Raw genomic sequence first — 26,476 nt, forward strand, 5'->3', positions numbered from 1 at the left:
GGAATCGACGCGGAGCGTCGTTGACCGACGACAACGCCGGAGGCGGAGTCGCAGGGCGTCGGGAGCCCGCTCACTATCGTGCACCAGGTCGTAAGGGCGGGGGCGGACGCCGGGTCGGCGGTCCGCTCCCCGGGGTGATGTCAGGCGAAGTACCCGGTCAGGGTGGTTCCGGCCAGTTCGCGCATCTCCCGCGCGAGATGTGCCTGGTCGGCGCAGCCCGCCGCGAGCGCGGACTCCGCGTACGGCATTCCGGTCCGTACGAGGGCCAGCGCGCGCTGGAGCCGCAGGATCCGGGCGAGCGTCTTGGGGCCGTATCCGAACGCCGCCAGCGAGCGGCGGTGCAACTGGCGGGCGCCGAGGCCGACCGCCTGTGCCGTGTCCGCGACGGACCGGCCGCTGCCCAGTTGCCCGGCGACGAACCGCATCACCGGGTCCGGCGGCGCGGTACCGGCCGCCCTGCGCAGGGCGATCTCCTCCAGGGCCGCGGCCGGGTCCGCCGCCTCGGCGACCCGCTCGGTGAGTTCCCGGACCTCCGCGTCCGGCCACAGCCCGGCCAGCGCGATCCTGCGGTCACGCAGTTCGTGCGCGGGCACCCCGAGCAGGGCGGGGGCCGTGCCCGGCGCGAAGCGGATGCCCGCGACGCCGCCGCCGTCGCTCACGGACGCGGGTTCCGCGTGGGTGTCCGGGCCCGCGACGAGCAGCCGGCCGCCGATCCAGAGCAGGTCCATGCAGCCGTCGGGCAGCACCGGATGGACCGAACCCCGCGGCACGGTCAGGGACCACACCCGCGCACCGTCCATCCGCGACGCGCGCTCCTCGTACCTGTCGCCCATGGCACCGGTCCCGTCGACGGGCACGGCCGCTCTCACTCGCCGGGCCGGTACGGCTTGTCCGTCTCCTTCTCGCGGCTCGGCTGAAGCCTGGACTTCACGTCGTCGGGCGGCAGGAACCGGGACCACCGCTCCGGGAACTCGGACGGCATGTAGGGGCTGTCCCCCTCGTCCCCGTCGTCCTCCTCGTCGTCGTCGTTCCAGCTCTCGGCCTGGGTGCGGGCCACGAACTCCGCCGCCTGGACCGCGCGCACCCGGTCGTTGGCCGCACGTGCCGCGGCCGTCGCCACCGACGGCCAGACCCGGTCGATGGCCGCGTTGACGGCGGCGCCCACCAGCACCGCGAACGCCGAGATGCCGATCCACAGCAGTACGGCGATCGGCGCGGCCAGGGAGCCGTAGATCGTCGGCCCCTCGACCGTACTGGTGAGGTAGATCCGCAGCAGGAAGCTGCCCAGCACCCAGATCGCGAGCGCCATCAGCGCGCCCGGTGTGTCCTCGATCCAGGGCGAGCGGACGGGGACGGACACGTGGTAAAGCGTCGTCAGGAAGGCGATCGACAGGAGTATCACCAGCGGCCAGTACAGGACGCTCAGGACCTCCGTGCCCCAGGGGATGAACTCCACGACCCGGTCGGGGCCGACCACCAGGAGCGGCAGCACGACCGCGCCCAGCAGCAGCGCCACCACGTACAGCAGGAAGGCGAGCATCCGGGTCTTGACGATGCCGCGCTGGCCGTCGAGCCCGTACATCACGGTGATGGTGTCGATGAAGACGTTGACCGCGCGGGAGCCGGACCAGAGCGCGATCGCGAAACCGATCGAGATGACATCGGGCCGGGCCCCGGTGGTGACGTCCTCCAGGAGCGGTTTGGCGAAGTCGTTGACGCCCCGCTCGGAGAGCACGGTCTGCGCGGCGCCGAGGATGTTGTGCTCGATGGAGGCGACCGTGGTGGTGCTGGTCCACGCGTCGACGTAGCCGAGCAGGCCGATCAGTCCCAGCAGCAGCGGCGGCAGGGACAGCAAAGTGAAGAACGCCGCCTCGGCGGCGAGTCCCAGAATGCGGTACTCCATGCACGAGTTGACGGTGTCCTTGAGCAATTGCCAGGCCATCTGCCGCTTGGAGACGTTGCGGTAGAGGGCTCGGGCCCGGTGGAGCCGGCCCGCCGGCCGCTCGGGTGTTTCATTTGCTGCCTGCACGTCCTTACCGTATCGGCATGGCAGCCACCACCCACACAGTGTCCAACCAGGCCCCGCCCCTGCTCGGCTACGACGTCTTCTCCGCGGACCGGGCGCTCACCGAAGCCGTGGACCGGCACCTCCCGCCGGAGCTGCTCGACGAGGCGCGGTACGGGCTCGTCCGGCTCGGCCGGTCCGCCGGATCCGCGCAGGCGCAGCGGTGGGGTGCGCAGGCGAACGAGAATCCGCCCCGGCTGCGCACCCATGACCGGTACGGGAACCGCGTCGACGAGGTGGAGTTCCATCCGGCCTGGCACCGGCTGCTCGGCCATGCCGTCTCCGCGGGTCTGACCGACGCCTGGGACCGGCCGGGCGGTCATGTGCGCCGGGCGGCCGGTTTTCTGGTCTGGACGCAGGCCGAGGCGGGCCACGGCTGTCCGCTCTCGATGACCCATGCGGCGGTGCCCGCGCTGCGCACCGATCCGGCGACGGCCGCCGAGTGGGAGCCGCTGCTGACCTCGCACGTGTACGAGGAGGGGCTGCGGCCGGCCGGCGAGAAGGCCGGGGTGCTCCTCGGGATGGGGATGACGGAGAAGCAGGGCGGCACGGACGTGCGGTCCAACACGACGCGCGCCGAACCCCTGTCCGGTGCGGGTGAGTACCTGCTCACCGGGCACAAGTGGTTCTGTTCGGCGCCGATGTCCGACGCGTTCCTGGTGCTGGCCCAGGCCTCTGCCGGTCTGACCTGTTTCCTGCTGCCCAGGGTGCTGCCGGACGGCACCCGCAACACGTTCGCGATCCAGCGGCTCAAGGACAAGCTGGGCAACCGGTCCAACGCCTCGGCCGAGGTCGAGTTCGACGGTACGTGGGCGCGCCGGGTCGGTGAGGAGGGGCGCGGGGTGCGCACGATCATCGACATGGTGGCGGCGACCCGGCTGGACTGTGTGATCGGTTCGGCCGCGCTGATGCGGCAGGCGGTGGCGCAGGCGGTGCACCACGCCACCTACCGCCGTGCGTTCGGCGGGGTGCTGGTCGACAAGCCGCTGATGCGCAATGTGCTGGCCGATCTGGCGCTGGAGTCGGAGGCGGCGACGGTGCTGGCGATGCGGCTGGCGGCCGCGTACGACGCCGGGACCGGGAGTGAGCTGGCGTTCTTGCGGATCGCGGTGCCGGCGGCCAAGTACTGGGTGACGAAGCGGTGCACGCCGATGGTGGGCGAGGCGCTCGAATGCCTGGGCGGGAACGGCTATGTGGAGGAGTCGGGGATGCCCAGGCTGCTGCGTGAGGCGCCGCTCAACTCGATCTGGGAGGGTTCGGGGAACGTACAGGCGCTGGATGTGCTGCGGGCGCTCCAGCGCGAGCCGATGGCGCTGAACGCGTTCCTCTCGGAGGTCGGCCGGGCGCGGGGCGCCGATCACCGGCTGGACCGGGCGATCAGGGATCTGCTGACCGAGCTCGCGGATCTGGAGGGGATCGAGGCGCGGGCGCGTCGGCTGGTGGAGCGGATGGCGCTCGTGCTCCAGGGTTCGCTGCTGGTGCGCTGGGCGCCGCCGGAGGTCGCCGACGCGTTCTGCGCGTCACGGCTGGGCGGGGACTGGGGCTCGGCGTACGGGACGCTGCCGCACACCCTCGACCTGGCCTCGGTCGTGGAACGGGCGCGGCCCGTGGAGCGTTGACGCGAGGGGCCCGGTCCGCCGGACGGGCCCCGGGGCAGCAACAGGGGGTGGTGCTGCGCCGACACGGCACCACCCCCCATGCTGTACACACCGGGCTGCGAGGCCGAGGCCGCGCCGTCCGGTGTACCGCCACTCTTGTACGGACCGGGGAGCGTCGCCAGAGTTGCAGAGGGTTGCAACCATTGTGTGGAGTTGCGGTACCGGGACCCCGGCAGCGGCAGGATGGGGCCCGCGGCCTTGACACGGGAATCATGAGGCTCCAGGGGGGATCCGGCATGGAGGCACGTCCTGTCGATGTGATGCGGCTGGCTGTCCGGGAGTCGGACCGGGCCGTGCGCCTGGTCCGCCGGGCCCGTGAGGCCCGGCTGGCGGGCGAGCGCGTGCCGGTCGCCCCGCGGGCCGAGATCGGGGCCTCGTGGGACCGGGCGATGCGCAGCGGGATCGATCCGGAGAAGTCCACCCACAGCGTCCGGCTGGAGCCGGACGAGATCGAGCGCCGGCGCCGCGGTTCCACACTGGGTGAGGTGATGCCGCTGCTCGGCGACGCCCTGGTGGCGATCGCGGACGCCTCGCAGCAGATCATGGTGGTCACCGATGTGGAGGGCCGGGTGCTGTGGCGCCAGGGCAACACGGCGGTGCTGCGCCGGGCCGACGACATCTGTCTGGCCGAGGGCGCCGCCTGGTCGGAGGAGAGCACCGGCACCAACGCGATCGGCACGGCGATCGCCGCGCGCACCCCGGTGCAGGTCCACTCCGCGGAGCACTTCGTGCGCAGTCTGCACGGGTGGACGTGTGCGGCGGCCCCGGTGCGCGATCCGCGGGACGGCCGGCTGATGGGGATCGTCGACATCAGCGGGCCCGCGTCCACCTTCCATCCGACGACGCTCGCCCTGGTCGGCTCGGTGGCCCGGCTGGCCGAGAGCGAGATCAGGACCCGGCATCTGGAGTCGATCGACCGGCTGCGCTCGGTGGCGGCGCCGATGCTGTGCCGGCTGGGCGGCCGGGCGATGGCCGTGGACGCCCACGGCTGGCTGGCGGCGGTCACCGGGATACCGCCGGTGGACCGGCTGCCGCTGCCGAAGTCCCTTCAGCCGGGCCGGGTGTGGCTGCCCTCGCTCGGGATGTGCCTGGTGGAGCCGCTGCCGGGCGGCTGGCTGGTGCAGGTGGCGGACGGCGCGATGGACAGCCCGCCGCGCCGGGTCGTGCTCGATCTGAGCCGGCCGCGCGGCCTCGCGGTGAACGTGGTGAGCTCGGTGGGCACCTGGACCCAGCGGCTCTCCCCGCGCCACGCCGAGCTGTTGTTCGCGCTGGCGCTGCACCGGGAGGGGCGTACCGCGTCCGAGCTGGCGGAGGACATCTTCGGCGATCCGACCCGGACGGTGACGGTGCGGGCCGAGATCTCCCGGCTGCGGCGTCATCTCGCGGAGGTGCTGGCGCACCGCCCGTACCGTTTCGGCGAGGGGGTCGAGGTGGAGGTGATCCACCCGGAGCATCCGGCCGATCTGCTGCCGCGTTCGAAGGCCCCGGTGGTGACGGCGGCGCGCAGCACCCGCTGACCGGTGTTCTCGCAGGTCCTGGGCGTCCGCCTGCCGGGACCGGCTTGGGGCGGGGCCGTGGGGCATGGTTTTCTGGCAGTCATGAGCAACCCCGCGCGCCCCGCCGAACCGACCGCCGAGGTGACCGTCTGGTCCCTGGAGCAGACCTCTCCCGATGATCTGCGGCCCTCCGCCGTGCCGGAGGGGGACATCCGGATCGTCCGGTCCGGGATACCGCTGCCCGAGTTCAGCCGCTTCCTCTACACGGCGGTCGGCGGCGACATCCGGTGGACGGACCGGCTGACGATGACGTACGCGCAGTGGCAGGAGGCACTGGAGCGGCCCGGCGCGGAGACCTGGGTGGCATACGCCGACGGCACACCGGCCGGATACATCGAGCTGGACCCGCAGGAGGACGGCGTGGTCGAGATCATGTACTTCGGTCTCATCCCGGCGTTCCGGGGGCGCCGGATCGGCGGCCATCTGCTCTCGTACGGGGCGGCCCGCGCCTGGGACCTGGCGGAGCGGTGGCCGCAGCGGCCGGCGACGAAGCGGGTGTGGCTGCACACCTGTTCCAAGGACGGGCCGCATGCCATGGACAACTATCTGCGCCGGGGCTTCCGGCTCTTCGACACCACGACCGAGCTGGAGCCCGAGGTCGCCACTCCGGGTCCGTGGCCGGGCTCCGGCCGGGAGCTGCTTCCGTAACCGTTCACTCAGGGGAAATACATGTGGTTGTCCGGTTATCAGGGCGGCCCGGCGCCCGTCGCTTCAGTGACGGGCGCCACATTGTCTCATCTGTCGGGACAGTCTCGTCCACATCGCGGATAGTGGTGGACTGGTCCGAGATTCGCGTGACACGCTTCCGCCATGTCTGGAACTGGAATTGCCTTGGTGAGTCGACGCCACGTCGACCTCGGCCGCATGTCCAGCGCCATCTGTCCGGCGAGCTGAGAGTCTCCAGCACCGCCGCGATCCCCTTTTCTCTGCAAACCCTGCGCACCGCCGCGCCCAGACGCGAGTGTGCAGTTCAGAGCCGCCCTCCTGCAGTCCCGAAGGACGTACTGTCATGGCCGCTACCCCGGAACAGCCTGCGCCCGCCACCCCTCGCCGCAAGGCGGGACGCCACCGTGGCGAAGGTCAGTGGGCCCTGGGGCACTACACCCCCCTCAACGGCAATGAGCAGTTCAAGAAGGACGACGACAGTCTCAACGTGCGGACACGCATTGAGACGATCTACTCCAAGCGCGGGTTCGACTCGATCGACCCCAACGACCTTCGCGGACGCATGCGTTGGTGGGGCCTGTACACGCAGCGCAAGCCCGGCATCGACGGCGGCAAGACGGCGGTGCTGGAACCCGAGGAGCTCGAGGACAAGTACTTCATGATGCGGGTCCGCATCGACGGCGGAAAGCTGACCACCGCTCAGCTGCGCGTCATCGGCGAGATCTCCGAGGAGTACGCCCGTGGCAGCGCGGACATCACCGACCGGCAGAACGTCCAGATGCACTGGATCCGCATCGAGGACGTCCCGGCGATCTGGGAGAAGCTGGAGGCCGTCGGCCTCTCCACCACCGAGGCGTGCGGTGACTGCCCCCGCACGATGATCGGCTCCCCGGTGGCCGGCATCGCCGCCGACGAGATCATCGACGGCACCCCGGCGCTGGACGAGATCCACGAGCGCTACATCGGCAACCCGGAGTTCTCCAACCTGCCGCGCAAGTTCAAGACCGCCGTCTCCGGCTCGCCGGTGCAGGACGTGGTGCACGAGATCAACGACATCGCGTTCGTCGGTGTCGAGCACCCCGAGCACGGCCCCGGCTTCGACCTCTGGGTCGGCGGCGGCCTCTCCACCAACCCGCGACTGGCCGAACGTCTGGGCGCCTGGGTGCCGTTGGACGAGGTCGCGGACGTGTGGGCCGGTGTCGTGGGGATCTTCCGCGACTACGGCTACCGCCGCCTCCGCAACCGCGCCCGGCTGAAGTTCCTGGTCGCCGACTGGGGTGTCGCCAAGTTCCGCCAGGTGCTGGAGGACGAGTACCTGAAGCGTCCGATGCTGGACGGGCCCGCGCCCGCGGAGCCGAGCAGCCGCTGGCGCGACCACATCGGCGTCCACCCGCAGCAGGACGACCGTTTCTACGTCGGCTTCGCGCCGCGCGTCGGACGGGTCGACGGCTCCACACTCGCCAAGATCGCTGACCTCGCGGAGGCGCACGGCTCCGGCCGGGTGCGTACCACCGTCGAACAGAAGATGATCATCCTCGATGTGGAGCAGGACCGGGTCGAGTCGCTGTCCGCCGGACTCGAGGAGCTCGGCTTCCAGGTGAAGCCGTCCACGTTCCGCCGCGGCACGATGGCCTGCACCGGCATCGAGTACTGCAAGCTGGCGATCGTCGAGACCAAGGCGCGCGGTGCCGCGCTCATCGACGAACTGGAGCGCCGCCTCCCGGAGTTCGACGAGCCGCTCACCATCAACATCAACGGCTGCCCCAACGCCTGCGCCCGCATCCAGACCGCCGACATCGGCCTCAAGGGCCAGCTCATGCTGGACGGCGAGGGCAACCAGGTGGAGGGCTACCAGGTGCACCTGGGCGGCGCGCTCGGCCTGGAAGCCGGATTCGGGCGCAAGGTCCGCGGCCTGAAGGTCACTTCGGCCGAACTGCCCGACTACGTCGAGCGGGTCCTGGGGAACTTCCAGAAGGAGCGCGAGGACGACGAGCGCTTCGCGACCTGGGCGGCGCGGGCCAGTGCGGAGTCGCTGTCATGAGCGAACGCGCCGCACCGTTCCACTGCCCCTACTGCGGTGACGAGGACCTGCGCCCGCACGAGACGGGGCACGGGGCCTGGGAATGCGCCTCCTGCAACCGAGCGTTCCAGCTGAAGTTCCTGGGCCTGCTGACCCGGGGACTGGTGCGCAACGACGTTGAAGGGGACGGGATATGACGGACACCCTGAAGATCGAGGAGCTCACGTCGCAGGACCTCAGGGACCTGGCGGAGCGGGCCGGCCGCGAGCTGGAGGACGCCTCCGCACCGGAGATCCTGCGGTGGGCCGCCCAGACCTTCGGGCCGCGTTTCTGCGTCACCTCCTCGATGGAGGACGCGGTCGTCGCGCACCTCGCCTCCCGGGCCCTGCCCGGCGTGGACGTGGTCTTCCTCGACACCGGATACCACTTCCCCGAGACGATCGGCACCCGCGACGCGGTGGAGGCGGTGATGGACGTCAACCTCATCACCCTGACCCCGCGCCAGACCGTGGCCGAGCAGGACGCGGAGTACGGGCCGAGGCTGCACGACCGCGACCCCGACCTCTGCTGCAAGCTGCGCAAGGTCAAGCCGCTGGAGGAGGGCCTGACCTCGTACACGGCCTGGGCGACCGGGCTGCGCCGCGACGAGTCCCCCACCCGGGCGAACACACCGGTGGTCGGCTGGGACGAGAAGCGGCGGAAGGTCAAGGTCTCGCCGATCGCCCGCTGGACCCAGGACGACGTGGACGCGTACGTCGCGGAGCACGGTGTGCTCACCAACCCGCTGCTGATGGACGGTTACGCCTCCGTGGGCTGCGCGCCCTGCACCCGCCGGGTGCTGGAGGGCGAGGACGCACGCGCCGGCCGCTGGGCCGGGCGCGGGAAGACCGAGTGCGGGCTGCACGGCTGATGACGACTGATCAGGAGACTTCGATGAGCGTGACGGAGACGGGAGCCACCATCTGGCTGACCGGTCTGCCGAGCGCGGGCAAGACCACCATCGCGTACGAACTCGCCGGGCGGCTGCGCGGCGAGGGCCACCGGGTGGAGGTGCTGGACGGCGACGAGATCCGCGAGTTCCTCTCCGCCGGCCTCGGCTTCTCCCGCGAGGACCGGCACACCAACGTCCAGCGGATCGGCTTCGTCGCCGGACTGCTGGCGGCCAACGGCGTGAAGGTCCTGGTCCCGGTCATCGCGCCGTACGCGGACAGCCGGGACGCGGTCCGCAAGCGGCACCAGGCCGAGGGCGCCGCGTACCTGGAGGTGCATGTCGCCACTCCGGTCGAGGTGTGCTCGGTGCGCGATGTGAAGGGGCTTTACGCCAAGCAGGCGGCGGGCGAGATCAGCGGGCTGACCGGGGTGGACGACCCCTACGAGGCTCCCGAGTCGCCGGATCTGCGGATCGAGTCGCACCAGCAGACCGTGCAGGAGTCCGCGGCGGAGCTGTACGCGCTGCTGAGCGAGAGGGGTGCAGCGTGACGACCGTCGCGACTGTGTCGGAAGGCACCGACAATCCGTACGCACTCAGCCACCTGGACTCCCTGGAGTCCGAGGCGGTGCACATCTTCCGCGAGGTGGCGGGGGAGTTCGAGCGGCCGGTGATCCTGTTCTCCGGCGGCAAGGACTCGATCCTGATGCTGCACCTGGCGCTCAAGGCGTTCGCGCCCGCGCCGGTGCCGTTCACGCTGCTGCACGTGGACACCGGGCACAACTTCCCCGAGGTCCTGGAGTACCGGGACCGCACGGTCGCCGAGCACGGGCTGCGGCTGCACGTGGCCTCCGTGCAGGAGTACATCGACGCCGGGAAGCTCCGCGAGCGCCCCGACGGCACCCGTAACCCGCTGCAGACCGTGCCGCTGACCGAGGCGATCCAGCAGCACCGCTTCGACGCGGTGTTCGGCGGCGGCCGCCGCGACGAGGAGAAGGCGCGCGCCAAGGAGCGGGTCTTCTCGCTGCGCGACGAGTTCTCCCAGTGGGACCCGCGCCGCCAGCGCCCCGAGCTGTGGCAGCTGTACAACGGCCGGCACGCCGCCGGTGAGCACGTCCGGGTCTTCCCGATCTCCAACTGGACCGAGCTCGACGTGTGGCAGTACATCGAGCGCGAGGGCATCGAGCTCCCGCAGATCTACTTCGCCCATGAGCGCGAGGTCTTCAACCGCTCCGGGATGTGGCTGACCGCGGGCGACTGGGGCGGCCCCAAGGAGCACGAGAGGACGGAGACCCGGCAGGTCCGCTACCGCACGGTCGGCGACATGTCCTGCACCGGCGCCGTCGACTCCGACGCCACCACGCTGGACGCCGTGATCACCGAGATCGCCGCCTCCCGGCTCACCGAGCGGGGCGCGACCCGCGCCGACGACAAGATGTCCGAGGCCGCGATGGAAGACCGTAAGCGCGAGGGGTACTTCTAACATGACCACACCCATCCAGCCGGCCGAGCAGCTGTCGACCACGACCCTGCTGCGGTTCGCCACCGCGGGGTCCGTGGACGACGGCAAGTCCACCCTCGTGGGACGGCTGCTGCACGACTCCAAGTCGGTCCTCACCGACCAGCTGGAGGCGGTCGAGGACGCGTCCCGCAAGCGTGGGCAGGAGGCGCCCGACCTGGCGCTGCTGACCGACGGGCTGCGGGCCGAGCGCGAGCAGGGCATCACCATCGATGTCGCCTACCGCTACTTCGCCACCACCCGGCGCCGGTTCATCCTCGCCGACACCCCGGGCCATGTGCAGTACACCCGCAACATGGTGACGGGCGCCTCCACCGCCGAGCTGGCCGTGGTCCTGGTCGACGCCCGCAACGGGGTCGTCGAGCAGACCCGCCGGCACGCCGCCGTCGCCGCCCTGCTCCGAGTCCCGCACGTGGTACTGGCCGTGAACAAGATGGACCTGGTCGACTACGCGGAGCCGGTGTTCGCCGCCATAGCCGAGGAGTTCACCGCCTACGCGGCCTCCCTCGGCGTCCCGGAGATCACCGCGATCCCGATCTCCGCACTGGCCGGCGACAACGTCGTGGAGCCGTCCGCCCACATGGACTGGTACGGCGGCCCGACCGTCCTGGAGCACTTGGAGACGGTCCCGGTCAGCCACGACCTCACCGCCTGCCACGCCCGCTTCCCGGTCCAGTACGTCATCCGGCCGCAGACCGCCGAGCACCCCGACTACCGCGGCTACGCGGGCCAGATCGCCGCCGGCGCGTTCCGGGTCGGCGAGCCCGTCACCGTACTGCCCTCCGGCCGTACGTCGACGATCGCCGGGATCGACCTGCTCGGCGACAGCGTCGACATCGCCTGGGCCCCGCAGTCGGTGACCGTACGGCTCACCGACGACATCGACGTCTCGCGCGGCGACCTCATCGCACCGGCGGACGACGCCCCGGCGGTCACCCAGGACGTCGAGGCGACCGTCTGCCATGTCGCGGACCAGCCGCTCGCCGTGGGCCAGCGGGTGCTGATCAAGCACACCACCCGCACGGTCAAGGCGATCGTCAAGGACATCCCGTCCCGCCTCACCCTGGACGACCTCTCGCAGCACCCGGCCCCGGGGCAGCTCGTCGCCAACGACATCGGCCGGGTCGTGGTGCGTACCGCCGAGCCGCTCGCGCTCGACGCGTACGCCGACTCGCGCCGCACCGGCTCCTTCCTGCTGATCGACCCGGCGGACGGCACCACCCTGTCGGCCGGCATGGCGGGCGCCTCGTTCGCCGCCGTGACGCGGGCACCGGCCCCGGCGGGCGACGACGCCGAATGGGACTTCTGATGTGCACCGACATCTTCTCGACCTTCGCGAAGGAGGGCGGCCGCGTCGGCAGCGGCGCCCTGGGGAGCGGCCAGGGCGGGGTGGCGCGATGTGCGCGATGACGTACGCGCACTGCCTGCGCGCCCGGCAGCACCAACCGCAACGCCTGCACCGCCAGTTCAGACGAAGACCTGCCGACTTCCCGGCCGCGTCCCCGGACTTCCGAGGGACGTGAGCACCGGGCCTCCGAGAGGAAGACCTCCCGTGTCTGCCCCCCGTACCACGCTGCGCCGCAGCATCGCCGCTGCCGCCGCCCTGCCGCTGCTCGCCGTGGCGCTCACCGCCTGCGGCTACGGCTCCGACGCCAAGGACGACGACGCCAAGAAGACGAACGTCTCCGCCGGCGGCAAGAAGCTCTCCGCGGACACCGTGAAGATCGGCTACTTCCCGAACCTCACGCACGCCACCGCCCTGGTCGGCATCCAGGAAGGCATCATCGCCAAGGAGCTCGGCTCCACCGAGGTCAAACCCTCGACGTTCAACGCGGGCCCGTCCGAGATCGAGGCGCTCAACGCCGGTTCGATCGACATCGGCTTCATCGGCCCCTCGCCCTCCATCAACGGCTTCACCAAGTCCAAGGGCAAGAGCCTGCGCATCATCGGCGGTTCGGCCTCCGGCGGGGTGAAGCTGGTCGTCAACCCTGAGAAGATCAAGACCCTGGACGACCTCAGGGGCAAGAAGATAGCCACCCCGCAGCTCGGCAACACCCAGGACGTCGCGTTCCTCAACTGGGTCTCCGAGAAGGGCTGGAAGGTCGACGCCCAGAGCGGCAAGGGCGACGTCTCCGTGGTCCGCACGGACAACAAGGTGACGCCGGACGCCTACAGGTCCGGTTCCATCGACGGCGCCTGGGCGCCGGAGCCGACCGCGTCCAAGCTGGTCGCACAGGGCGCGAAGGTGCTCCTGGACGAGTCGACGCTGTGGCCGGACAACAAGTTCGTCATCACGAACATCATCGTGTCGCAGAAGTTCCTTGACCAGCACCCGGACGTCGTCGAGGCGGTGCTGCGCGGTTCGGTCAACACCAACAAGTGGATCAACGCCGACCCGGACCGGGCGAAGGCGTCCGCCAACACCGCGCTCAAGACGCTGTCCGGCAAGGAACTGCCGGCGGACGTCATCGACCCGGCGTGGAAGTCGATCCAGTTCACCGACGACCCGCTGGCCGCCACGCTCGACGCGGAGGCCAAGCACGCGGTGAAGGCCGGTCTGCTGGACGAGCCGGACCTGGCGGGCATCTACGACCTGAAGCCGCTGAACAAGATCCTCAAGGCCGCGGGCAAGCCCGAGGTCGCCGACGCCGGTCTCGGCGTCAAGTAAGCACCCGACCGTTCCAGGATCTCCCAGGAGGTGACGACCATGGCCACGACCACGCTCACCAAGGCCGAGGACCGTACGGCGGTCGGGCACGCGGCCCGTATCGACCACGTCTCGAAGTCCTTCGGCGGACCGGAGGGGCAGCAGCTCGTCCTGGACGACATCACACTCGATGTCGCACCCGGCGAGTTCGTCACCCTCCTGGGGGCCTCCGGGTGCGGCAAGTCGACGCTGCTCAATCTGGTGGCCGGACTCGACCGCCCGTCCGCGGGGTCCATCGAGACCCCCGGCGGGCGGCCGGCGCTGATGTTCCAGGAGCACGCCCTCTTCCCGTGGCTGACCGCGGGCAAGAACATCGAACTGGCGCTGCGGCTGCGCGGCGTGCCGAAGCCGGAGCGCCGCACCGAGGCGGAGCGGCTGCTCGAACTCGTCCGCCTCGGCGGGGCGTACGGCAAGCGGGTGCACGAGCTCTCGGGCGGTATGCGCCAGCGGGTGGCGATGGCCCGCGCGCTCGCCCAGGACAGCCAACTGCTGCTGATGGACGAGCCGTTCGCCGCGCTCGACGCCATCACCCGGGATGTGCTGCACGACGAGCTGACCCGGATCTGGCGCGAGACGAACGTCTCGGTCCTCTTCGTCACGCACAACGTGCGCGAAGCGGTCCGGCTCGCCGAACGGGTCGTCCTGCTCTCCTCGCGGCCGGGCCGGATCGCCCGGGAGTGGACGGTCGACATCGAGCAGCCGCGCCGGATCGAGGACACCGCCGTGGCGGAGCTCTCCATCGAGATCACCGAACAACTGCGTGGGGAGATCCGCCGACATGGCCAGCACTGAGACCACCGCCAAGGACAGCGCCGCCGGGGACGGCGCTCCCGGGGACGCCGCCCGGGACATGGCCGGCCTCGAAGCGGGGCTCGACGCTCTCGACGCGGTGCGGGTGACCCGGACCCCGGTGCGCCAGGTGCTGGTGCAGAAGGTGCTGCCTCCGGTGGTGGCCGTCGCACTGGTGCTCATCATCTGGCAGATCCTGATCTGGGCGAAGGTCACCGACGACTACAAGCTGCCGTCGCCGGCCCTCGTCTGGGACGAGGTGTCCAACGCCTGGGCCCAGGGCACCCTGCTCGGCTACATCTGGACCAGCGTCTCGCGCGGCCTGCTCGGCTTCCTCCTCGCGCTCGTCATCGGCACCCCGCTGGGGCTGCTGGTCTCGCGGGTCAAGGTGATACGCGCGGCGATCGGACCGGTGCTCTCGGGGCTCCAGTCACTGCCGTCGGTGGCGTGGGTGCCGCCCGCGGTCATCTGGCTGGGGCTGGACGACCGGATGATGTACGCGGTGATCCTGCTGGGCGCCGTCCCGTCGATCGCCAACGGTCTCGTCGCCGGTGTCGACCAGATCCCGCCGCTGCACCTGCGGGCCGGCCAGACGCTGGGCGCCACCGGGCTGCGCGGCACCTGGCACATCGTGCTCCCGGCTTCCCTGCCCGGCTATCTGGCGGGGCTGAAGCAGGGCTGGGCGTTCTCCTGGCGCTCGCTGATGGCCGCCGAGATCATCGCCTCGTCGCCCGATCTCGGCGTGGGACTGGGACAGTTGCTGGAGCAGGGCCGTGAGACCAGCAGCATGTCGATGGTCTTCCTCGCCATCTTCCTGATCCTGATCGTCGGCATCGCCATCGATCTGCTCATCTTCAGTCCGCTGGAGCGGTGGGTGCTCCGCAGCCGCGGCCTCCTGGTCAAGAGCTGAGAGGGCCCGGCATGACCTCCCCGGTCCTCCTCGTCATCGCCCACGGCAGCCGCGATCCCCGGCACGCCGCGACCGTGCACGCGCTGACCGCGCGGGTACGGGCGCTGCGGCCGGGGCTGCGGGTGGAGACCGGGTTCCTGGACTTCAACGCACCGCCGGTGCCGCGGGTCCTGGAGCGGCTGGCCGCTCAGGGAGCGGATGAGGTGGTGGCGCTGCCGCTGCTGCTCACCCGGGCCTTCCACGCCAAGGCCGACATCCCGGCGGTACTGCGGGAGGCCCGCGCCGGGCTTCCGCGGCTGCGGGTGCGGCAGGCCGAGGTGCTCGGCCCGTCGCCGCTGCTGAACTCCGCCCTGGAACGGCGGCTGCACGAGGCCGGGGTCCGCCCCGGCGACAGAGGCTCGACCGGGCTCGTCCTGGCCTCGGCGGGCTCCACCGACCCGGAGGCGATCGCAGTGATCGCTGAAATCGCGCGGGAGCTGCGGCACACCGGTTGGTGTTCCGTGCGGCCTGCGTTCGCCTCCGCTGTATCTGCCGGGGGCTACCCCCACACCGGGGACGCCGTACGGGCCCTGCGCGCCGAGGGGGTGCGCCGCGTCGCGGTGGCCCCGTACGTGATCGCGCCCGGCCGCCTCCCGGACCGCATCGCGGCGGGGGCGGCCGAGGCCGGTGCGGATGTGCTGGCCGGGGTGCTGGGCCCGTCGCCGGAGCTGGCGCGGCTGCTGCTGGACCGGTACGACGAGTCCCTGGTGCCGGCCGCCCGGATGGCGTCGATCGGCGCGTAGCCCCGCTCAGCCGACGTCGAGGCTGCCCGTGCGGGTGCGCTTGAGCTCGAAGAGGTCCTCGTGGCCGGCGAGCACCCGGAAGCTGTCGAACAGCAGCGCCGCCTTCTCGCCGCGCGGTACCGCCCGCAGCACCGGGCCGAACCAGACGCTCCCGTCGACGTGGATGGTGGGCGTACCCACGTATCCGTCCGCCTCCGGGTCCTTGCCCGCGTCATGGCTGAGCCGCAGCGCCGCGTCGAAGGTGTCCGTGTGCGCGGCGGCCGCCAGCCCGGCGGGCAGGCCCAGCTCGTCGAGGGACTGGGCGATCACCTCGTCGAAGTCCTCGTTCTTCCGCTGGTGGATCCGGGTGCCGAACGCCGTGTACAGGTCGCGCAGGACACTGTCGCCGTGCTGCTCGGCCGCCGCGGCGGCGACACGCACCGGGCCGATCGACTTGTCGACCAGGGTGCGGTACCAGTCGGGGAGTTCGTTGCCGGTGTTGTGCAGGTAGAGGCTCATCACATGGAAGCGGAGCTCGATGTCGCGCTGCTGCTCCACCTCCAGCATCCAGCGCGAGGTGATCCAGGCGAACGGGCAGGCCGGGTCGAACCAGAAGTCGACGGCGGGCCTGCCCGGGTCCGGGCTGCGGTGAGTGGTCATGACATGAGCGTAGCCAGCCGGTGGCGCACCTCCACGGGCCATTCAGCGGCCGTGCGGCTGGGCCACTTTCAGGCGGCGGTCCACCGCGGATCGCGCCCGCTCAGGGCGAGGGCCCGCTCGAATCCGGAGGCCCGGTTCTCGACGGTGATCTCGGCGGCGAAGCCTTCGTACTGCCGGTAGAGCGCGGCGGTCTTCTCCACGACCTCCAGGACATAGCCGGCCGCCCCGTCGGAGAGCCGGAACTCCTGGCCGGTGGCCCGTGCCACGTCCCAGCCGTGCAGCGCCGTCTCCATGATGAGCATCTCGGCGGTGCCGGCGGCCGGTGAGGCCGCGTCACCCTGGCCGATGGTGCCCTCCCAGACGGCCGGGTCCGACCAGGCGGCGACGGCACGGTCCAGTTGCGCCGCGTACCGCGCGGCCCAGTCGGCGTCCGCCGTGAAGTCGCGGGCGGTGAGCTCCTCGGGGATCTCCGTGCGCAGGGCGCGGTGCTCCATGCCGTGCGAGGTGTAGAGCACCCAGTGGTTGACGAGCCCGCGGACGCCCCAGCCTTCGCAGGGGGTGGCGGAGTCGTCGAGTTGTGCGGCGCGGACGCCGCGGGCCACTCGGGCCGCCTCTGCGGCGCATTCGGTCATATGAGCGTGCTCGGTCTTCATACGGAACAGGCTAGGACCGCCGCCCGCCCCGGGTATTGAAGAAAAGCGACAGCGGCGGTCAGACGGCCGCGTCGACCAGTGCGGTCAGCTCGGCGACGGACATCGAGCCGGGCTCCCGGCGCTCGCGGGCGCAGCTGTTCGCGATCCGCCGCAACACGTCGTTGACCGGGGTGGGTACGCCGTGGAGCCGGCCGAGCAGCACGATCTCGCCGTTGAGGTAGTCGGCCTCGATCGTGCCGGTGCCCCGGCTGAGGCTCTGCCACGAGGAGCCGCCGCCGCGCGGGGAGCCGTCGAAGGGTTCGAAGCGGAGCCGGCCGCCGCGTGCCTCGGCCTGTTCGGTCCGGCCGACCGCGTCGACACCGGCCGCCCTGAGCACGGTCCGCCCCTCGGCCAGTGCCCGTTCGAACAGGGCGAGGGCGTCGTCCCCGGTGAGCGGCCCGGTGGCCGCCTCGATCGCGTTGGCCAGGTTGGAGAGCAGCTTGCCGTACTTCCAGCGCATCACGTCCGGCACCACGGGGGCGAGCAGCTTCGCCCCCTCCAGGTCGGCGGCGATCCGCCGGGCGGTGTCGTCGGTCCCCGCCGGATAGCGGCCCAGGTGCAGAATGCCGGTGAGCGGGGCGCCGGCCGCGGACACCTCGCCGGGCCGCACGAAGGTCGCGGGCAGCCAGACGCACATGCCGTACACCCGGTCGAAGCGGCGCAGCGCGAGGCGTTCGCTCTCCACACCGTTCTGTGCGCAGACCAGCGGCAGCCGCTCGCCGGCGGTGCCGCCGCCCGCCACCGGCCGGGCGCTCCAGGCGTCGAGTGCGGCGATGCTGTCCTGCGTCTTGACGGCGAGCACGAGGACGTCGTCCGGGGCCAACGGGAGCGCTTCGGGCCCGTCGACGACGGGGAGCTCGTGGGTACGGATGCCGTCGGGGGTGGCAAGCCGGAGTCCGCCGGTGCGCAGCGCCTCGTACTGGGCTCCGCGGGCCACGAGCACCACGCGGTGGCCGGCCTCGGCCAGCCGTCCGCCGATGGCACCGCCGACGGCGCCCGCTCCCACGATGACGTAGCGCATCCCGCTCCTCCGTACGGCCGCCGACCCGGGGGCCGGCGGCGTCGCGGCACCTCAAGGTCGCACCCCGGGACAGAAGTTGTATCCGCCATCCAGACTACTGTTTCCCCCATGTCTTCCGTTCTGCGATCCCCCGACGACTCCTTCCTCCTCGGCGGCGAGCTGCCCGTGCGGCGTCTCGGCTACGGCACCGCGCAGCTGACCGGCCCCGGGTACTGGGGTCCCCCCGGCGACCGGCAGAAGTCGCTGGCCGTGCTCAGGGCGGCGGTCGACCGGGGCGTGACCCTGATCGACACCGCCGACAACTACGGCCCCGGGGTGGCCGAGGAGCTGGTCGCCGAGGCGCTGCACCCGTACCGCGACGATCTGGTGATCGCGACCAAGGGCGGCGTCGTACGGACCAGTGACAGCGCCTGGCACATCGCGGGGCGGCCCGAGGAGCTGCGGACGATGTGCGAGGCGAGCCTGCGCCGGCTGCGGACCGACCGGATCGACCTCTACCAGCTGCACCGGCTGGATCCGCAGGTGCCGCCGGCCGAGCAGCTGGGCGCTCTGGATGCGCTGCGGCAGGAGGGTAAGATCCGGTACATCGGTCTGGACACCGTTACCGCCGACCAGCTGGAGCAGGCGCTCTCCCTGACCGGGATCGCCTCGGTGCAGAACCGGTTCAATCTCCTGGACCGTTCGTCGGACGCGGTACTGAAGGTGTGCGAGGCCCACGGCCTGGCCTTCCTGCCCTGGTTCCCGCTGGCGAACGGCGCGCTGACCGGCGAGGACGCCGCGGCGCTCGCAGGGGTCGCGGAACGCCACGGTGCCACCCGCGGGCAGATCGCCCTCGCCTGGCTGCTGCACCACTCCCCCGCGCTCTGCCCGACTCCGGGCACCGGTTCGCCCGTCCATCTCGCGGAGAACCTCGGGGCCCGGGAGATCCGGCTGTCGACCGATGACATGAGCCTCCTGGAGGCGCTCGCATCCGCATGAAGGAGTACCGCACGTGACCACCACCGCCACTGTCGCCCCGTCTTCTGCCACGGCCCCGGTTCCGGTGATCAGGGCCGACGGCATCACGCTCGTGCGGGACGGCAGGATCCTGCTCGACTCGGTGTCGCTGACGGTGCGCGGCGGGGAGCACTGGGCGCTGCTCGGCGCCAACGGCGCGGGCAAGAGCACTCTGCTGGGGCTGCTCGGCGCGATCAGGCATCCCACCCGGGGCACGGTGGAGGTGCTGGGCCGCACCATCGGACGGGTCGATCTGCGGGAGCTGCGGACGCTGCTGGGGCATGTCGATCCGCGCCATCCGCTGCGTTCCCCGCTGTCGGTGAACGAGGTGGTGCTGACGGGGCTGACCAACTCGGTCGAGCCGGTGCCGCGCTGGTCGGCGAGCCCGGAGCAGCGGGAGCGGGCGGCGCGGCTGCTGAAGATGCTGGGCATGGGCGGCAAGGAGGGGGCGCGCTGGCCCGCGCTGTCGCAGGGCGAGCGGGGCCGTACGCTCATCGTCCGTGCGCTGATGCCGCAGCCCCGGCTGCTGCTGCTGGACGAGCCGGCCACCGGTCTTGACCTGGCCGCCCGGGAGCAGTTGCTGGACAGTCTGGACGCGCTGCGCGAGGAGCACCCGGACCTGGCGACGGTGCTGGTCACCCACCACCTGGAGGAGCTGCCCGCCTCCACCACCCATGCGATGCTGCTGCGCGGTGGACGGTGTGTGGCCTCGGGGCCGGCGGACGAGGTGCTGACCACGGATCAGGTCAGTGACTGCTTCGGTCATCCGGTACGGATCTCCCGCACGGACGGCCGGTGGACGGCGCGGGCTCAGCGGGCCGCCCGGCGCTGATCCGACGGCCTCTCAGTCCTCGGTCGCCGGTCCCGTGACGAAGGGGGTGGCCTGGTGGTAGTAGAGCAGCCACCCCGTCTCGGTGAGCCGCCACAGTGAACTGCGGTGGGCGCGGTCGCCCTTGGTCTCGGTGTCGAAGGTGACGTGGACGAGCCGGTCGGCGAGCTGGATCCCGTGCATCCGGGAGGCGGTGAGCTGTCCCGGGCGTGAGCCGGTGCCCGTGGTCAGCGAGGCGATGACCATGTCGCGGTCCCAGTGGCGGCCGGTGGTGTCGACCTCGCGGAAGTCGGGGTGCAGGACCTGGTCGAGGAGTTCGGTGGAGGCCCGGACCAGCGGGTCGAGGAGGCGGAGTTCGCCCTCGACCGCCGCGGCCACGCCCGGGGACGGCTCGCTCACGCGTGGCCCCCGGTCATCTCCACGAGTCTGGTGACGGTGTTCCAGTTGCGTGAGGTCCCCGTCAGGCCCTTGTTGAGTGAGGGCCTGGCCAGCGCCGCGCCGAGCCTGGAGCGGCCCAGTCCGTCGGGTGCGTAGAGGTAGAGGGTGCGGTCGCCGAGCCGGAATTCCTCGGGGAGGAAGGCCGCGGCGTCCAGCGGGGCGAAGCGGGCGGCGTCGACCGGCCGGTCGAAGTAGGTGACGTGCAACTGCTTCGCTTCGAGTTCGGCGGCGGGGAACGGGCAGGCCGCGGCCACGGCCGCGAGATAGCCGCCGTCCCGGACCAGACACGGGACGTCGAAGCCGAACTGCTCCGCGATGGCCCGCTCCAGCCCTGCCGCGAGTGCGTTCTCGTCGTCCGATTCGCTGCTGAAGACGGCGTTGCCGCTCTGCAGGTGGGTGCGGACGTCGCCGTGGCCCAGTCCGGTGAACAGGGTGCGGAGTTCGGCCATCGGGACCTTCCGGTGGCCGCTCACGTTGATCCCGCGCAGCAGCGCCGCGTACATCGTCATGGGCACACCATAGGACGATCAGCCCGAGCCGTGCGGCCGCCGCGCCCCGTGGGGGAGAGCGCGGCGGCCGCCGGTCTGGGGGTGGTGCTGTTACTCAACGACCTTCAGCAGCTTGTTCGCCGTGCCTTCGGTGGCGTTGCTGATGGCGTCCGGGGTGGCTCCGTCGGTCAGCGCCGTGGAGACGTCCTCCGGGGTGGCGTCCGGGTGTCCCGCCAGGTAGACGGCGGCGGCACCGACGACGTGCGGAGTCGCCATGGACGTACCGGAGATGGTGTCGGAGCCGGTGTCGCTGTCGTTCCACGCCGAGGTGATGTCCGAGCCCGGGGCGTAGATGTCCACGATCGAGCCGTAGTTGGAGAACGACGACTGCTCGTCGTCCACCGTGGACGAGGCGACCGTGATGGCCTCCGGGACGCGCGCCGGGGAGCTCTCGCTCGCGTCGCCCGACTCGTTGCCGGCGGCCACTCCGTAGGTGACTCCGGAGGCGATGGACTTCTGGACCGCCGCGTCGAGTGCCTCGTCAACGCCGCCGCCGAGGCTCATGTTGGCCACGGACGGGCCCTCGTGGTTCGCGGTGACCCAGTCGATGCCGGCGACGACCTGCTCGGTGGTACCCGAGCCGGAGTCGTCGAGGACCCGGACGGCCACGATCTTGGCCTTCTTGGCGACGCCGTACGTCGCACCGGCGATGGTCCCGGCCACGTGGGTTCCGTGGCCGTAGCCGTCGTCGGCGTTGTCATCGTCGTCCACGGCGTCGTAGCCGTAGCTGGCCCGGCCCTCGAACTCCTCGTGGGTGATGCGGACACCGGTGTCGATGACGTACGCGGTCACGCCCTCACCCGCGCTGTCCGGGTAGGTGTACGCGTCGTCGCCGGCGGTCTCGGTCTGGTCGATGCGGTCCAGACCCCAGGACGGCGGGTTGTCCTGGGTCGCGTCGACGTGGAACTTCTTGTTCTGGACGACCTTGGAGACGGCCGGGTCGGCGGCGAGCCGCTTGGCCTCGGTCCGCGAAAGACCGCTGGCGGAGAAGCCGTTGATGGCGGAGCTGTAGTTGCGCTTCAGCTTGCCGCCGTACTCCTTGGCGAGCTTCGCCTTGTCGGCCTTGTGGTCCAGCATCACTATGTAGCTGCCGGATACGGCGGTTGCCGCGTCGGCACCGTAGATCTTGCCCATGGCGGGGGCGGGTGCCGCTCCGGCCATGGGGCTGCCCAGCAGGGTGATTCCGGCTGCGGCGGCGACGGCGGTGATCGCGGCGGTGAGCTTGAAGCGGCGTGCGCGCTTGTGAATTGCCATGAAGAGGGGTCTCCTCGTCATTCTTTGTGGGGGGATTGGCCCTCGGCCGGAAGATCTCCGGGGGCTGACTCGAAACCCTCACCCATTGACGCGCTCAGATCAAGACCTTCATGCGCCTGTGACTTACTCAACAAGGTTTCGTAATACGAAACCGGCCGGCCGTGCGCAAGTCGGGCGCACGACCCCCCAATACCCTTTACATGTGAGGGGCGTACACCCTCCGTCTCGGGGAACCGACCGGCTCCGCCCTCGCCTTCCCCCGGACGCCGAGGGGAGGGCGTGGTTCAGCGCTGGTAGCGGGCCAGCACCCGGTTCCCGTCGTCGACCAGACGCTTCCTCAGTTCGGCCGCGTCGATCGCACCGCTGTAGTACTCCTGGAACGCGGGGGTGGCGACCTTGTCCTTCCACTCGGGGTAGCCGCGCACGGACTGGGCGGGCGCGGAGCGCAGTGCGCCCGCGAGGGCGGCGCCGGTCGCCCAGCCCCGGTCGGCGGTGTGCAGCGAGGGATCCGCCAGGGCCGCCCTGCCGGTCGGCAGCATCCAGTCCCCCTTGGCGAGGCGCACCATGTTCGCCGGCCGCAGCAGGAAGTCGATGAACTCCACGGCCTCCTTCTTGTGCGGGCTGTCCTCGGCGACGGACAGGGTCTGCGGGCTCACCCCCTGGGCCGGTCCCGCGCTGCCGGCCGGGGCGGGCAGCACCGTCCACTCGAAGCCCTTCGGGGCCTGCTCGACCACCTGCTGACGGTAGGAGAACCCGAGCGGCACCATGGCGTACTTGCCGCCGAAGAGACCGGGCAGCGTGTCGCCGCCCCCCATGCCGAGCGCCGTGCGGGCGGCGCTGTGGTCGGTGTTGACCTGGTCGTGGATGGTCCTTGGGACGACGAGATCGCCCGCGTCCATGGCGAGCGTGACCTTTCCGTCGGCGCCGCGGTGGAACAGCTCGCCACCGGCCGAGAGGCCGAGGTTGAGAGTGACGGAGACCGGTTCCCTGAGCGGCCAGGCCACCCCGTAACGGCCCTTGCCCGTCAGCCTCTTGGCGACCTGGCGGAACTCCGTCCAGCTCCAGGGGTGCGCCGGGGTCGGGATGCGGACGCCCGAGGCCTTGAGGATCCGGGTGTTGGCGATCAGGACGCGCGGCTCCTGGAGGAAGGGCACCCCGTAGACGCCGCCGTCGAAGGTGCTGGTCCGCCAGCTCTGCCGCGGGATGTCGGCGGTGAGCCGGTCGGGCAGCAGGGTGCGCAGATCGGCGAGGTAGCCGCCGTAGGCGAAGTCCGCGAGGTCGTCGGACGCGTCATGGATGACGTCCGGTGCCTCGTCCCCCTCGAACGAGGTGAGGAGCTGGTCATGGACGCTGTCCCAGCTGCCCTGGACGTACTGGACCCGGACATCGGGATGGCTCGCGTTCCACTCCTTCACCAGCTGCTTGTTGGCGTCGACGGACTCCTTCTGCCAGGCCAGCGACTGGAAGCGGATCGTGATCCTCCCATCCGCCCGGCCGTCGCCGCCGCCACCGCACCCGGTCAGGAGCAGGGCCAGTGCGGTGGCCGCCGCGGCCGCGGTCCGCAGCACCGCGCGCATCAGCTCTTCACCGCCCCGGCCAGCATGCCGCCCGTGATCCGCCGCTGGATGACCGCGAAGAGGACGAGCGAGGGGAGGGTGGCGAGGAACGCGGCGGCGGCGAGCGGCCCCAGGTCGCTCGCACCCTCCGCGCCGAGGAAGTGGGTCAGTACGACCGGCAAGGTCTGCTTCTCCGGTGTCTTGAGCAGGACGAGCGCGAAGAAGAACTCGTTCCACGCGGTGATGAAGGCGAAGAGCGCGGTGGCGACGATCCCGGGGGCCAGCAGCGGCGCGGTGACCGAGACGAGCGTCCGCAGCCGGCTCGCGCCGTCGACCGCCGCCGCCTCCTCCAGTTCGGGCGGGACGGCCCGTACGTATCCGACCAGCATCCACAGCGCGAACGGCAGCGACCAGACGACGTACACCATGATCAGCCCCCACAGCGTGTTGATCAGATGCAGATGCTTGAGGACCAGGAAGAGCGGAATGATCAGCAGGACGAACGGGAACGCCTGGCTGACCACGACCCAGCCGGTGGCGGCGGTGGAGAGCCGCGAGCGGTGGCGGGCCATCACGTACGCCATCGGGGTGGCGATGACGACGGCGATGACCCCGGCCGAGAGCGCGGCGATCAGCGAGTTGGCGGCGGCCCGGAGCAGCGGCTGTTCGTCGAAGGCGGCCCGGAAGTTGTCGAGCGTCGGGTGCTCGGGGATCCAGGTGGGGTGCAGCGAGCCCAGTTCGGGTGCCGGCTTGAAGGCGGTGGAGATCAGCCACACGAACGGGAACGCCAGGAAGACCAGGTAGCACAGGAGCGCGAGGTACTGTCCGGCGCGCGCGGCTGTGCGGGTACGCGTACTCATCGGTCCTCACCTCCGCCGAGCCGTCCCACGAGGTACACGGCGAGGAGCACGGAGATCACCGCGACCATCACACAGCCCATCGCGGCGGCGTAGCCGAACTGCCCGTACCGGAAGGCCTCTTCGTACGCGAAGAGCATCGGCAGCCGGGTCCGGCCGCCCGGACCCCCGTTGGTCAGCACGTAGACCAGGGCGAAGGAGTTGAAGTTCCAGATGAAGTTGAGGGCGGTGATGGAGAGGGCGACGGGTCTGAGCGCGGGCCAGGTGACGGTACGGAAGCGGCGCCAGGCGCCCGCGCCGTCCAGGGCGGCCGCCTCGTGGAGTTCGTGCGGGGTGTTCTGCAGGCCGGCCAGCAGGGCGACTGTGGTCTGCGGCATCCCGGCCCAGACCCCGACCACGACCACCGCCGGCAGCGCGGTGGCGAGGCCGGTCAGCCAGTCCCGGCCGTCACCGAGTCCGAGGTCGCGGATGGTCTCGTTGAGGATTCCGGCGTCCGGGTTGTAGACGAGCCGCCACATGATGCCGACGACCACCTCCGGCATCGCCCACGGGATGATCGCCAGCGCCCGCGCCAGCCACCGCATCCGCAGGTTCTGGTCGAGCAGCAGCGCCAGGCCGAGGGCCAGCACGAACTGCGGGACGGTGACGCCGACCGCCCACACCAGGCCGATCCGGAACGAGTCCCAGAACAGTCCGTCGTGCAACAGGTCCTGGAAGTTCAGCGCGCCGACCCACTGGGTGGACCGGGTACGGCCCGACTGGGCGTCGGTGAAGGCCAGTGCGATGCCGTAGAGCAGCGGGCCGACGCTGAGGACCAGGATCGGGATGAGGGCCGGCAGCACCAGGAACCAGGTACCGGCGTTCCGGTTGATCCGGGCGGACGGCCTGCCGTGCGGGCCTGTCGGCGGACCGTGCCGCCCGGACCGCACGGTTGCACTCGCCAATGTCACGGATACGACCCCCTTGCGTCATTCGACCGGCTTTATACCGTTCTGGCCGCTCAGGTGGCCTCCGTCATCGTGCTGAGGCCCAGCCGGTTCGTCAAGACAACCTGCACAGATGCGAAAATCGGATCCATGAACGAGATGCGAGCGCGCGACGTACTGGCCGCCGCCGGACACCCCGGCGACGCGGAGCTGCTCGCGCTGGGCGAGAACGCGGTGTTCGCCGTGGGCGACCTGGTGGTCAAGATCGGCCGGGACGCCGTACGGAGTCCGGAACTGCGGGTCCGGGCCGAACGCGAGGTGGCCGTCGCACAGTGGCTCGCCGCGTCCGGCGTCCCCGCGGTCCGGGCCGCCGAGCCCTCGGCCCGGCTGGTCGAGGGCCACCCGGTGACGCTGTGGCACCGGCTGCCCGACGCGGTGCGGCCCGCCGTGCCGCGGGACCTGGCGCCGCTGCTCACCGCGGTGCACGCGCTGCCGGCCCCGGAGGGCCTCGTCCTGCCCCGCCGGGAGCTGCTGGGCGGCGTCGAGCGCTGGCTGGGCCTGGCGGGCGACGCGATCGACCCGGCCGACGCCGCCTATCTGCGCGAGCGCCGCGACGGCTTCGCGACGGCCGCCGCCGCGCTGGTGCCGCATCTGGCCCCGGGCCCGATCCACGGCGACGCGCTCCCGCGCAATGTCCATGTCGGTCCGGACGGGCCGGTCCTGGTGGACCTGGAGACCTTCTCGGCGGATCTGCGCGAGCACGACCTGGTGGTGCTGGCCCTGTCCCGCGACCGGTACGCGCTGGCGGCCGACGCCTATGACGCGTTCACCACGGCGTACGGGTGGGACGTCCGGGAGTGGGACGGCTGCGCGGTGCTGCGCGGGGCGCGGGAGACCGCGAGCTGCGCGTGGGTCGCACAGCACGCACCGGCCAACCCGAAGGCGCTCACGGAGTTCCGCAGGCGCGTGGCGTCGCTGCGCGACGGTGACGCGGGGGTGCGGTGGAACCCGTTCTGAGCCCGCGGAGCTGTCCTCGATCGCCGGACGGGCTTGATTATTTATCCTCGGGGTGGGCGCGGAGCAGATCGGCGTACGGCTTGAGCGAGTCGACGCCCAGCGC

At 71.3% G+C, this 26,476-nt stretch carries 28 protein-coding genes; 17 read left to right on the top strand and 11 right to left on the bottom strand.

What is annotated here, in order from left to right; genetic code table 11:
* Nucleotides 1-140 precede the first annotated feature (140 nt).
* Nucleotides 141-833 carry a DUF6597 domain-containing transcriptional factor gene (locus AB0I52_RS26285; RefSeq protein ID WP_363076681.1) on the bottom strand — a complete coding sequence of 231 codons (693 nt, stop codon included), beginning with the start codon at nt 831-833 and terminating at the stop codon, nt 141-143.
* Between the two features lie 32 nt (nt 834-865).
* Nucleotides 866-2,029 (bottom strand): YihY/virulence factor BrkB family protein, encoded by a 1,164-nt coding sequence (locus AB0I52_RS26290; RefSeq protein WP_363076556.1) that lies wholly within the window; start codon nt 2,027-2,029, stop codon nt 866-868.
* Between the two features lie 17 nt (nt 2,030-2,046).
* Here AB0I52_RS26290 and AB0I52_RS26295 point away from each other — a divergent pair, with 17 nt between their 5' ends.
* The 14 genes from AB0I52_RS26295 (at nt 2,047) to AB0I52_RS26360 (ending at nt 15,600) form a co-directional block, all read left to right on the top strand.
* Nucleotides 2,047-3,684, top strand: coding sequence for an acyl-CoA dehydrogenase family protein (locus tag AB0I52_RS26295; protein WP_363076558.1), 1,638 nt, complete (start codon nt 2,047-2,049; stop codon nt 3,682-3,684).
* A gap of 275 nt (nt 3,685-3,959) precedes the next feature.
* Nucleotides 3,960-5,240, top strand: a complete 1,281-nt coding sequence (locus AB0I52_RS26300) for a GAF domain-containing protein (RefSeq protein ID WP_363076560.1) — start codon at nt 3,960-3,962, stop codon at nt 5,238-5,240.
* Nucleotides 5,241-5,321: 81 nt separating this feature from the next.
* Nucleotides 5,322-5,927 (top strand): GNAT family N-acetyltransferase, encoded by a 606-nt coding sequence (locus AB0I52_RS26305; RefSeq protein ID WP_363076562.1) that lies wholly within the window; start codon nt 5,322-5,324, stop codon nt 5,925-5,927.
* Between the two features lie 162 nt (nt 5,928-6,089).
* Nucleotides 6,090-6,173: a putative leader peptide gene (locus AB0I52_RS26310; protein ID WP_309486338.1), complete on the top strand. Its 84-nt coding sequence runs from the start codon at nt 6,090-6,092 to the stop codon at nt 6,171-6,173.
* A 115-nt stretch (nt 6,174-6,288) separates the two neighbouring features.
* Nucleotides 6,289-7,986, top strand: coding sequence for a nitrite/sulfite reductase (locus AB0I52_RS26315; protein ID WP_363076564.1), 1,698 nt, complete (start codon nt 6,289-6,291; stop codon nt 7,984-7,986).
* Nucleotides 7,983-8,162 (top strand): hypothetical protein, encoded by a 180-nt coding sequence (locus tag AB0I52_RS26320; RefSeq protein WP_073734960.1) that lies wholly within the window; start codon nt 7,983-7,985, stop codon nt 8,160-8,162. The genes AB0I52_RS26315 and AB0I52_RS26320 overlap by 4 nt, the downstream gene beginning before the upstream one ends.
* Nucleotides 8,159-8,875: a phosphoadenylyl-sulfate reductase gene (locus AB0I52_RS26325; protein WP_363076567.1), complete on the top strand. Its 717-nt coding sequence runs from the start codon at nt 8,159-8,161 to the stop codon at nt 8,873-8,875. Before AB0I52_RS26320 ends, AB0I52_RS26325 begins: the two co-directional genes overlap by 4 nt.
* Nucleotides 8,875-9,444: an adenylyl-sulfate kinase gene (cysC, locus tag AB0I52_RS26330; protein ID WP_363076569.1), complete on the top strand. Its 570-nt coding sequence runs from the start codon at nt 8,875-8,877 to the stop codon at nt 9,442-9,444. The genes AB0I52_RS26325 and cysC overlap by 1 nt, the downstream gene beginning before the upstream one ends.
* Complete coding sequence (cysD, locus tag AB0I52_RS26335) at nt 9,441-10,376, top strand: sulfate adenylyltransferase subunit CysD (RefSeq protein ID WP_362954764.1); 936 nt, start codon at nt 9,441-9,443, stop codon at nt 10,374-10,376. Before cysC ends, cysD begins: the two co-directional genes overlap by 4 nt.
* A gap of 1 nt (nt 10,377) precedes the next feature.
* Nucleotides 10,378-11,721 (top strand): GTP-binding protein, encoded by a 1,344-nt coding sequence (locus AB0I52_RS26340; RefSeq protein ID WP_363076571.1) that lies wholly within the window; start codon nt 10,378-10,380, stop codon nt 11,719-11,721.
* A 243-nt stretch (nt 11,722-11,964) separates the two neighbouring features.
* A complete protein-coding gene (locus AB0I52_RS26345; protein ID WP_363076573.1) occupies nt 11,965-13,080 on the top strand; it encodes an ABC transporter substrate-binding protein in 1,116 nt (371 codons plus the stop codon).
* Between the two features lie 39 nt (nt 13,081-13,119).
* A complete protein-coding gene (locus tag AB0I52_RS26350) occupies nt 13,120-13,911 on the top strand; it encodes an ABC transporter ATP-binding protein (protein WP_363076575.1) in 792 nt (263 codons plus the stop codon).
* The gene (locus AB0I52_RS26355; RefSeq protein ID WP_363076577.1) at nt 13,898-14,818 is read left to right on the top strand and encodes an ABC transporter permease; all 921 of its coding nucleotides are present in this window, start codon (nt 13,898-13,900) and stop codon (nt 14,816-14,818) included. The genes AB0I52_RS26350 and AB0I52_RS26355 overlap by 14 nt, the downstream gene beginning before the upstream one ends.
* Before the next feature lie 11 nt (nt 14,819-14,829).
* Nucleotides 14,830-15,600 (top strand): sirohydrochlorin chelatase, encoded by a 771-nt coding sequence (locus AB0I52_RS26360; RefSeq protein WP_363076579.1) that lies wholly within the window; start codon nt 14,830-14,832, stop codon nt 15,598-15,600.
* Between the two features lie 6 nt (nt 15,601-15,606).
* Here the strand turns inward: AB0I52_RS26360 and AB0I52_RS26365 are convergent, their stop codons facing one another.
* The 3 genes from AB0I52_RS26365 to AB0I52_RS26375 all read right to left on the bottom strand — a co-directional run bounded on the left by AB0I52_RS26365 (nt 15,607) and on the right by AB0I52_RS26375 (nt 17,952).
* Nucleotides 15,607-16,239 (bottom strand): DsbA family protein, encoded by a 633-nt coding sequence (locus tag AB0I52_RS26365; protein WP_363076581.1) that lies wholly within the window; start codon nt 16,237-16,239, stop codon nt 15,607-15,609.
* Nucleotides 16,240-16,307: 68 nt separating this feature from the next.
* Nucleotides 16,308-16,892, bottom strand: a complete 585-nt coding sequence (locus AB0I52_RS26370) for a TIGR03086 family metal-binding protein (RefSeq protein ID WP_363076583.1) — start codon at nt 16,890-16,892, stop codon at nt 16,308-16,310.
* Nucleotides 16,893-16,950: 58 nt separating this feature from the next.
* Nucleotides 16,951-17,952: a 2-dehydropantoate 2-reductase N-terminal domain-containing protein gene (locus AB0I52_RS26375; protein ID WP_363076585.1), complete on the bottom strand. Its 1,002-nt coding sequence runs from the start codon at nt 17,950-17,952 to the stop codon at nt 16,951-16,953.
* A gap of 108 nt (nt 17,953-18,060) precedes the next feature.
* Between AB0I52_RS26375 and AB0I52_RS26380 the strand changes: the two genes are divergently transcribed.
* Nucleotides 18,061-18,930, top strand: a complete 870-nt coding sequence (locus AB0I52_RS26380) for an aldo/keto reductase (RefSeq protein WP_363076587.1) — start codon at nt 18,061-18,063, stop codon at nt 18,928-18,930.
* 13 nt (nt 18,931-18,943) lie between these two features.
* Nucleotides 18,944-19,780 carry an ATP-binding cassette domain-containing protein gene (locus tag AB0I52_RS26385; protein ID WP_363076589.1) on the top strand — a complete coding sequence of 279 codons (837 nt, stop codon included), beginning with the start codon at nt 18,944-18,946 and terminating at the stop codon, nt 19,778-19,780.
* Between the two features lie 12 nt (nt 19,781-19,792).
* Here the strand turns inward: AB0I52_RS26385 and AB0I52_RS26390 are convergent, their stop codons facing one another.
* The 6 genes from AB0I52_RS26390 to AB0I52_RS26415 form a co-directional block, all read right to left on the bottom strand.
* Nucleotides 19,793-20,176 (bottom strand): nuclear transport factor 2 family protein, encoded by a 384-nt coding sequence (locus AB0I52_RS26390; protein ID WP_363076591.1) that lies wholly within the window; start codon nt 20,174-20,176, stop codon nt 19,793-19,795.
* A complete protein-coding gene (locus AB0I52_RS26395) occupies nt 20,173-20,724 on the bottom strand; it encodes a DUF1697 domain-containing protein (protein WP_363076593.1) in 552 nt (183 codons plus the stop codon). Before AB0I52_RS26395 ends, AB0I52_RS26390 begins: the two co-directional genes overlap by 4 nt.
* Before the next feature lie 90 nt (nt 20,725-20,814).
* The gene (locus tag AB0I52_RS26400; RefSeq protein ID WP_363076595.1) at nt 20,815-22,017 is read right to left on the bottom strand and encodes a S8 family serine peptidase; all 1,203 of its coding nucleotides are present in this window, start codon (nt 22,015-22,017) and stop codon (nt 20,815-20,817) included.
* Nucleotides 22,018-22,301: 284 nt separating this feature from the next.
* A complete protein-coding gene (locus tag AB0I52_RS26405) occupies nt 22,302-23,594 on the bottom strand; it encodes a sugar ABC transporter substrate-binding protein (RefSeq protein ID WP_363076597.1) in 1,293 nt (430 codons plus the stop codon).
* On the bottom strand, nt 23,594-24,433 hold the full coding sequence (locus AB0I52_RS26410; protein ID WP_363076599.1) for a carbohydrate ABC transporter permease: 840 nt from the start codon (nt 24,431-24,433) through the stop codon (nt 23,594-23,596). The genes AB0I52_RS26405 and AB0I52_RS26410 overlap by 1 nt, the downstream gene beginning before the upstream one ends.
* Nucleotides 24,430-25,374 (bottom strand): sugar ABC transporter permease, encoded by a 945-nt coding sequence (locus AB0I52_RS26415; protein WP_363076683.1) that lies wholly within the window; start codon nt 25,372-25,374, stop codon nt 24,430-24,432. The genes AB0I52_RS26410 and AB0I52_RS26415 overlap by 4 nt, the downstream gene beginning before the upstream one ends.
* 132 nt (nt 25,375-25,506) lie before the next feature.
* On the opposite strand from AB0I52_RS26415, the gene AB0I52_RS26420 reads away from it, so the two are divergent.
* Nucleotides 25,507-26,373, top strand: coding sequence for an aminoglycoside phosphotransferase family protein (locus AB0I52_RS26420; RefSeq protein WP_363076601.1), 867 nt, complete (start codon nt 25,507-25,509; stop codon nt 26,371-26,373).
* The last annotated feature ends 103 nt before the right edge of the window (nt 26,374-26,476 follow it).

The organism is Streptomyces sp. NPDC050423 (assembly GCF_040655445.1).
GTDB lineage: Bacteria > Actinomycetota > Actinomycetes > Streptomycetales > Streptomycetaceae > Streptomyces.

Excerpts from the sequence above, each read along its gene's own strand:
- AB0I52_RS26285 (WP_363076681.1), bottom strand. The coding sequence starts at position 833 with ATGGGCGACAGGTACGAGGAGCGCGCGTCGCGGATGGACGGTGCGCGG.
- AB0I52_RS26295 (WP_363076558.1), top strand. The coding sequence starts at position 2,047 with ATGGCAGCCACCACCCACACAGTGTCCAACCAGGCCCCGCCCCTGCTC.
- AB0I52_RS26300 (WP_363076560.1), top strand. The coding sequence starts at position 3,960 with ATGGAGGCACGTCCTGTCGATGTGATGCGGCTGGCTGTCCGGGAGTCG.
- AB0I52_RS26305 (WP_363076562.1), top strand. The coding sequence starts at position 5,322 with ATGAGCAACCCCGCGCGCCCCGCCGAACCGACCGCCGAGGTGACCGTC.
- AB0I52_RS26310 (WP_309486338.1), top strand. The coding sequence starts at position 6,090 with ATGTCTGGAACTGGAATTGCCTTGGTGAGTCGACGCCACGTCGACCTC.
- AB0I52_RS26315 (WP_363076564.1), top strand. The coding sequence starts at position 6,289 with ATGGCCGCTACCCCGGAACAGCCTGCGCCCGCCACCCCTCGCCGCAAG.
- AB0I52_RS26320 (WP_073734960.1), top strand. The coding sequence starts at position 7,983 with ATGAGCGAACGCGCCGCACCGTTCCACTGCCCCTACTGCGGTGACGAG.
- AB0I52_RS26325 (WP_363076567.1), top strand. The coding sequence starts at position 8,159 with ATGACGGACACCCTGAAGATCGAGGAGCTCACGTCGCAGGACCTCAGG.
- cysC (WP_363076569.1), top strand. The coding sequence starts at position 8,875 with ATGACGACTGATCAGGAGACTTCGATGAGCGTGACGGAGACGGGAGCC.
- AB0I52_RS26340 (WP_363076571.1), top strand. The coding sequence starts at position 10,378 with ATGACCACACCCATCCAGCCGGCCGAGCAGCTGTCGACCACGACCCTG.
- AB0I52_RS26350 (WP_363076575.1), top strand. The coding sequence starts at position 13,120 with ATGGCCACGACCACGCTCACCAAGGCCGAGGACCGTACGGCGGTCGGG.
- AB0I52_RS26355 (WP_363076577.1), top strand. The coding sequence starts at position 13,898 with ATGGCCAGCACTGAGACCACCGCCAAGGACAGCGCCGCCGGGGACGGC.
- AB0I52_RS26360 (WP_363076579.1), top strand. The coding sequence starts at position 14,830 with ATGACCTCCCCGGTCCTCCTCGTCATCGCCCACGGCAGCCGCGATCCC.
- AB0I52_RS26365 (WP_363076581.1), bottom strand. The coding sequence starts at position 16,239 with ATGACCACTCACCGCAGCCCGGACCCGGGCAGGCCCGCCGTCGACTTC.
- AB0I52_RS26370 (WP_363076583.1), bottom strand. The coding sequence starts at position 16,892 with ATGAAGACCGAGCACGCTCATATGACCGAATGCGCCGCAGAGGCGGCC.
- AB0I52_RS26375 (WP_363076585.1), bottom strand. The coding sequence starts at position 17,952 with ATGCGCTACGTCATCGTGGGAGCGGGCGCCGTCGGCGGTGCCATCGGC.
- AB0I52_RS26380 (WP_363076587.1), top strand. The coding sequence starts at position 18,061 with ATGTCTTCCGTTCTGCGATCCCCCGACGACTCCTTCCTCCTCGGCGGC.
- AB0I52_RS26395 (WP_363076593.1), bottom strand. The coding sequence starts at position 20,724 with ATGACGATGTACGCGGCGCTGCTGCGCGGGATCAACGTGAGCGGCCAC.
- AB0I52_RS26400 (WP_363076595.1), bottom strand. The coding sequence starts at position 22,017 with ATGGCAATTCACAAGCGCGCACGCCGCTTCAAGCTCACCGCCGCGATC.
- AB0I52_RS26405 (WP_363076597.1), bottom strand. The coding sequence starts at position 23,594 with ATGCGCGCGGTGCTGCGGACCGCGGCCGCGGCGGCCACCGCACTGGCC.
- AB0I52_RS26410 (WP_363076599.1), bottom strand. The coding sequence starts at position 24,433 with ATGAGTACGCGTACCCGCACAGCCGCGCGCGCCGGACAGTACCTCGCG.
- AB0I52_RS26420 (WP_363076601.1), top strand. The coding sequence starts at position 25,507 with ATGAACGAGATGCGAGCGCGCGACGTACTGGCCGCCGCCGGACACCCC.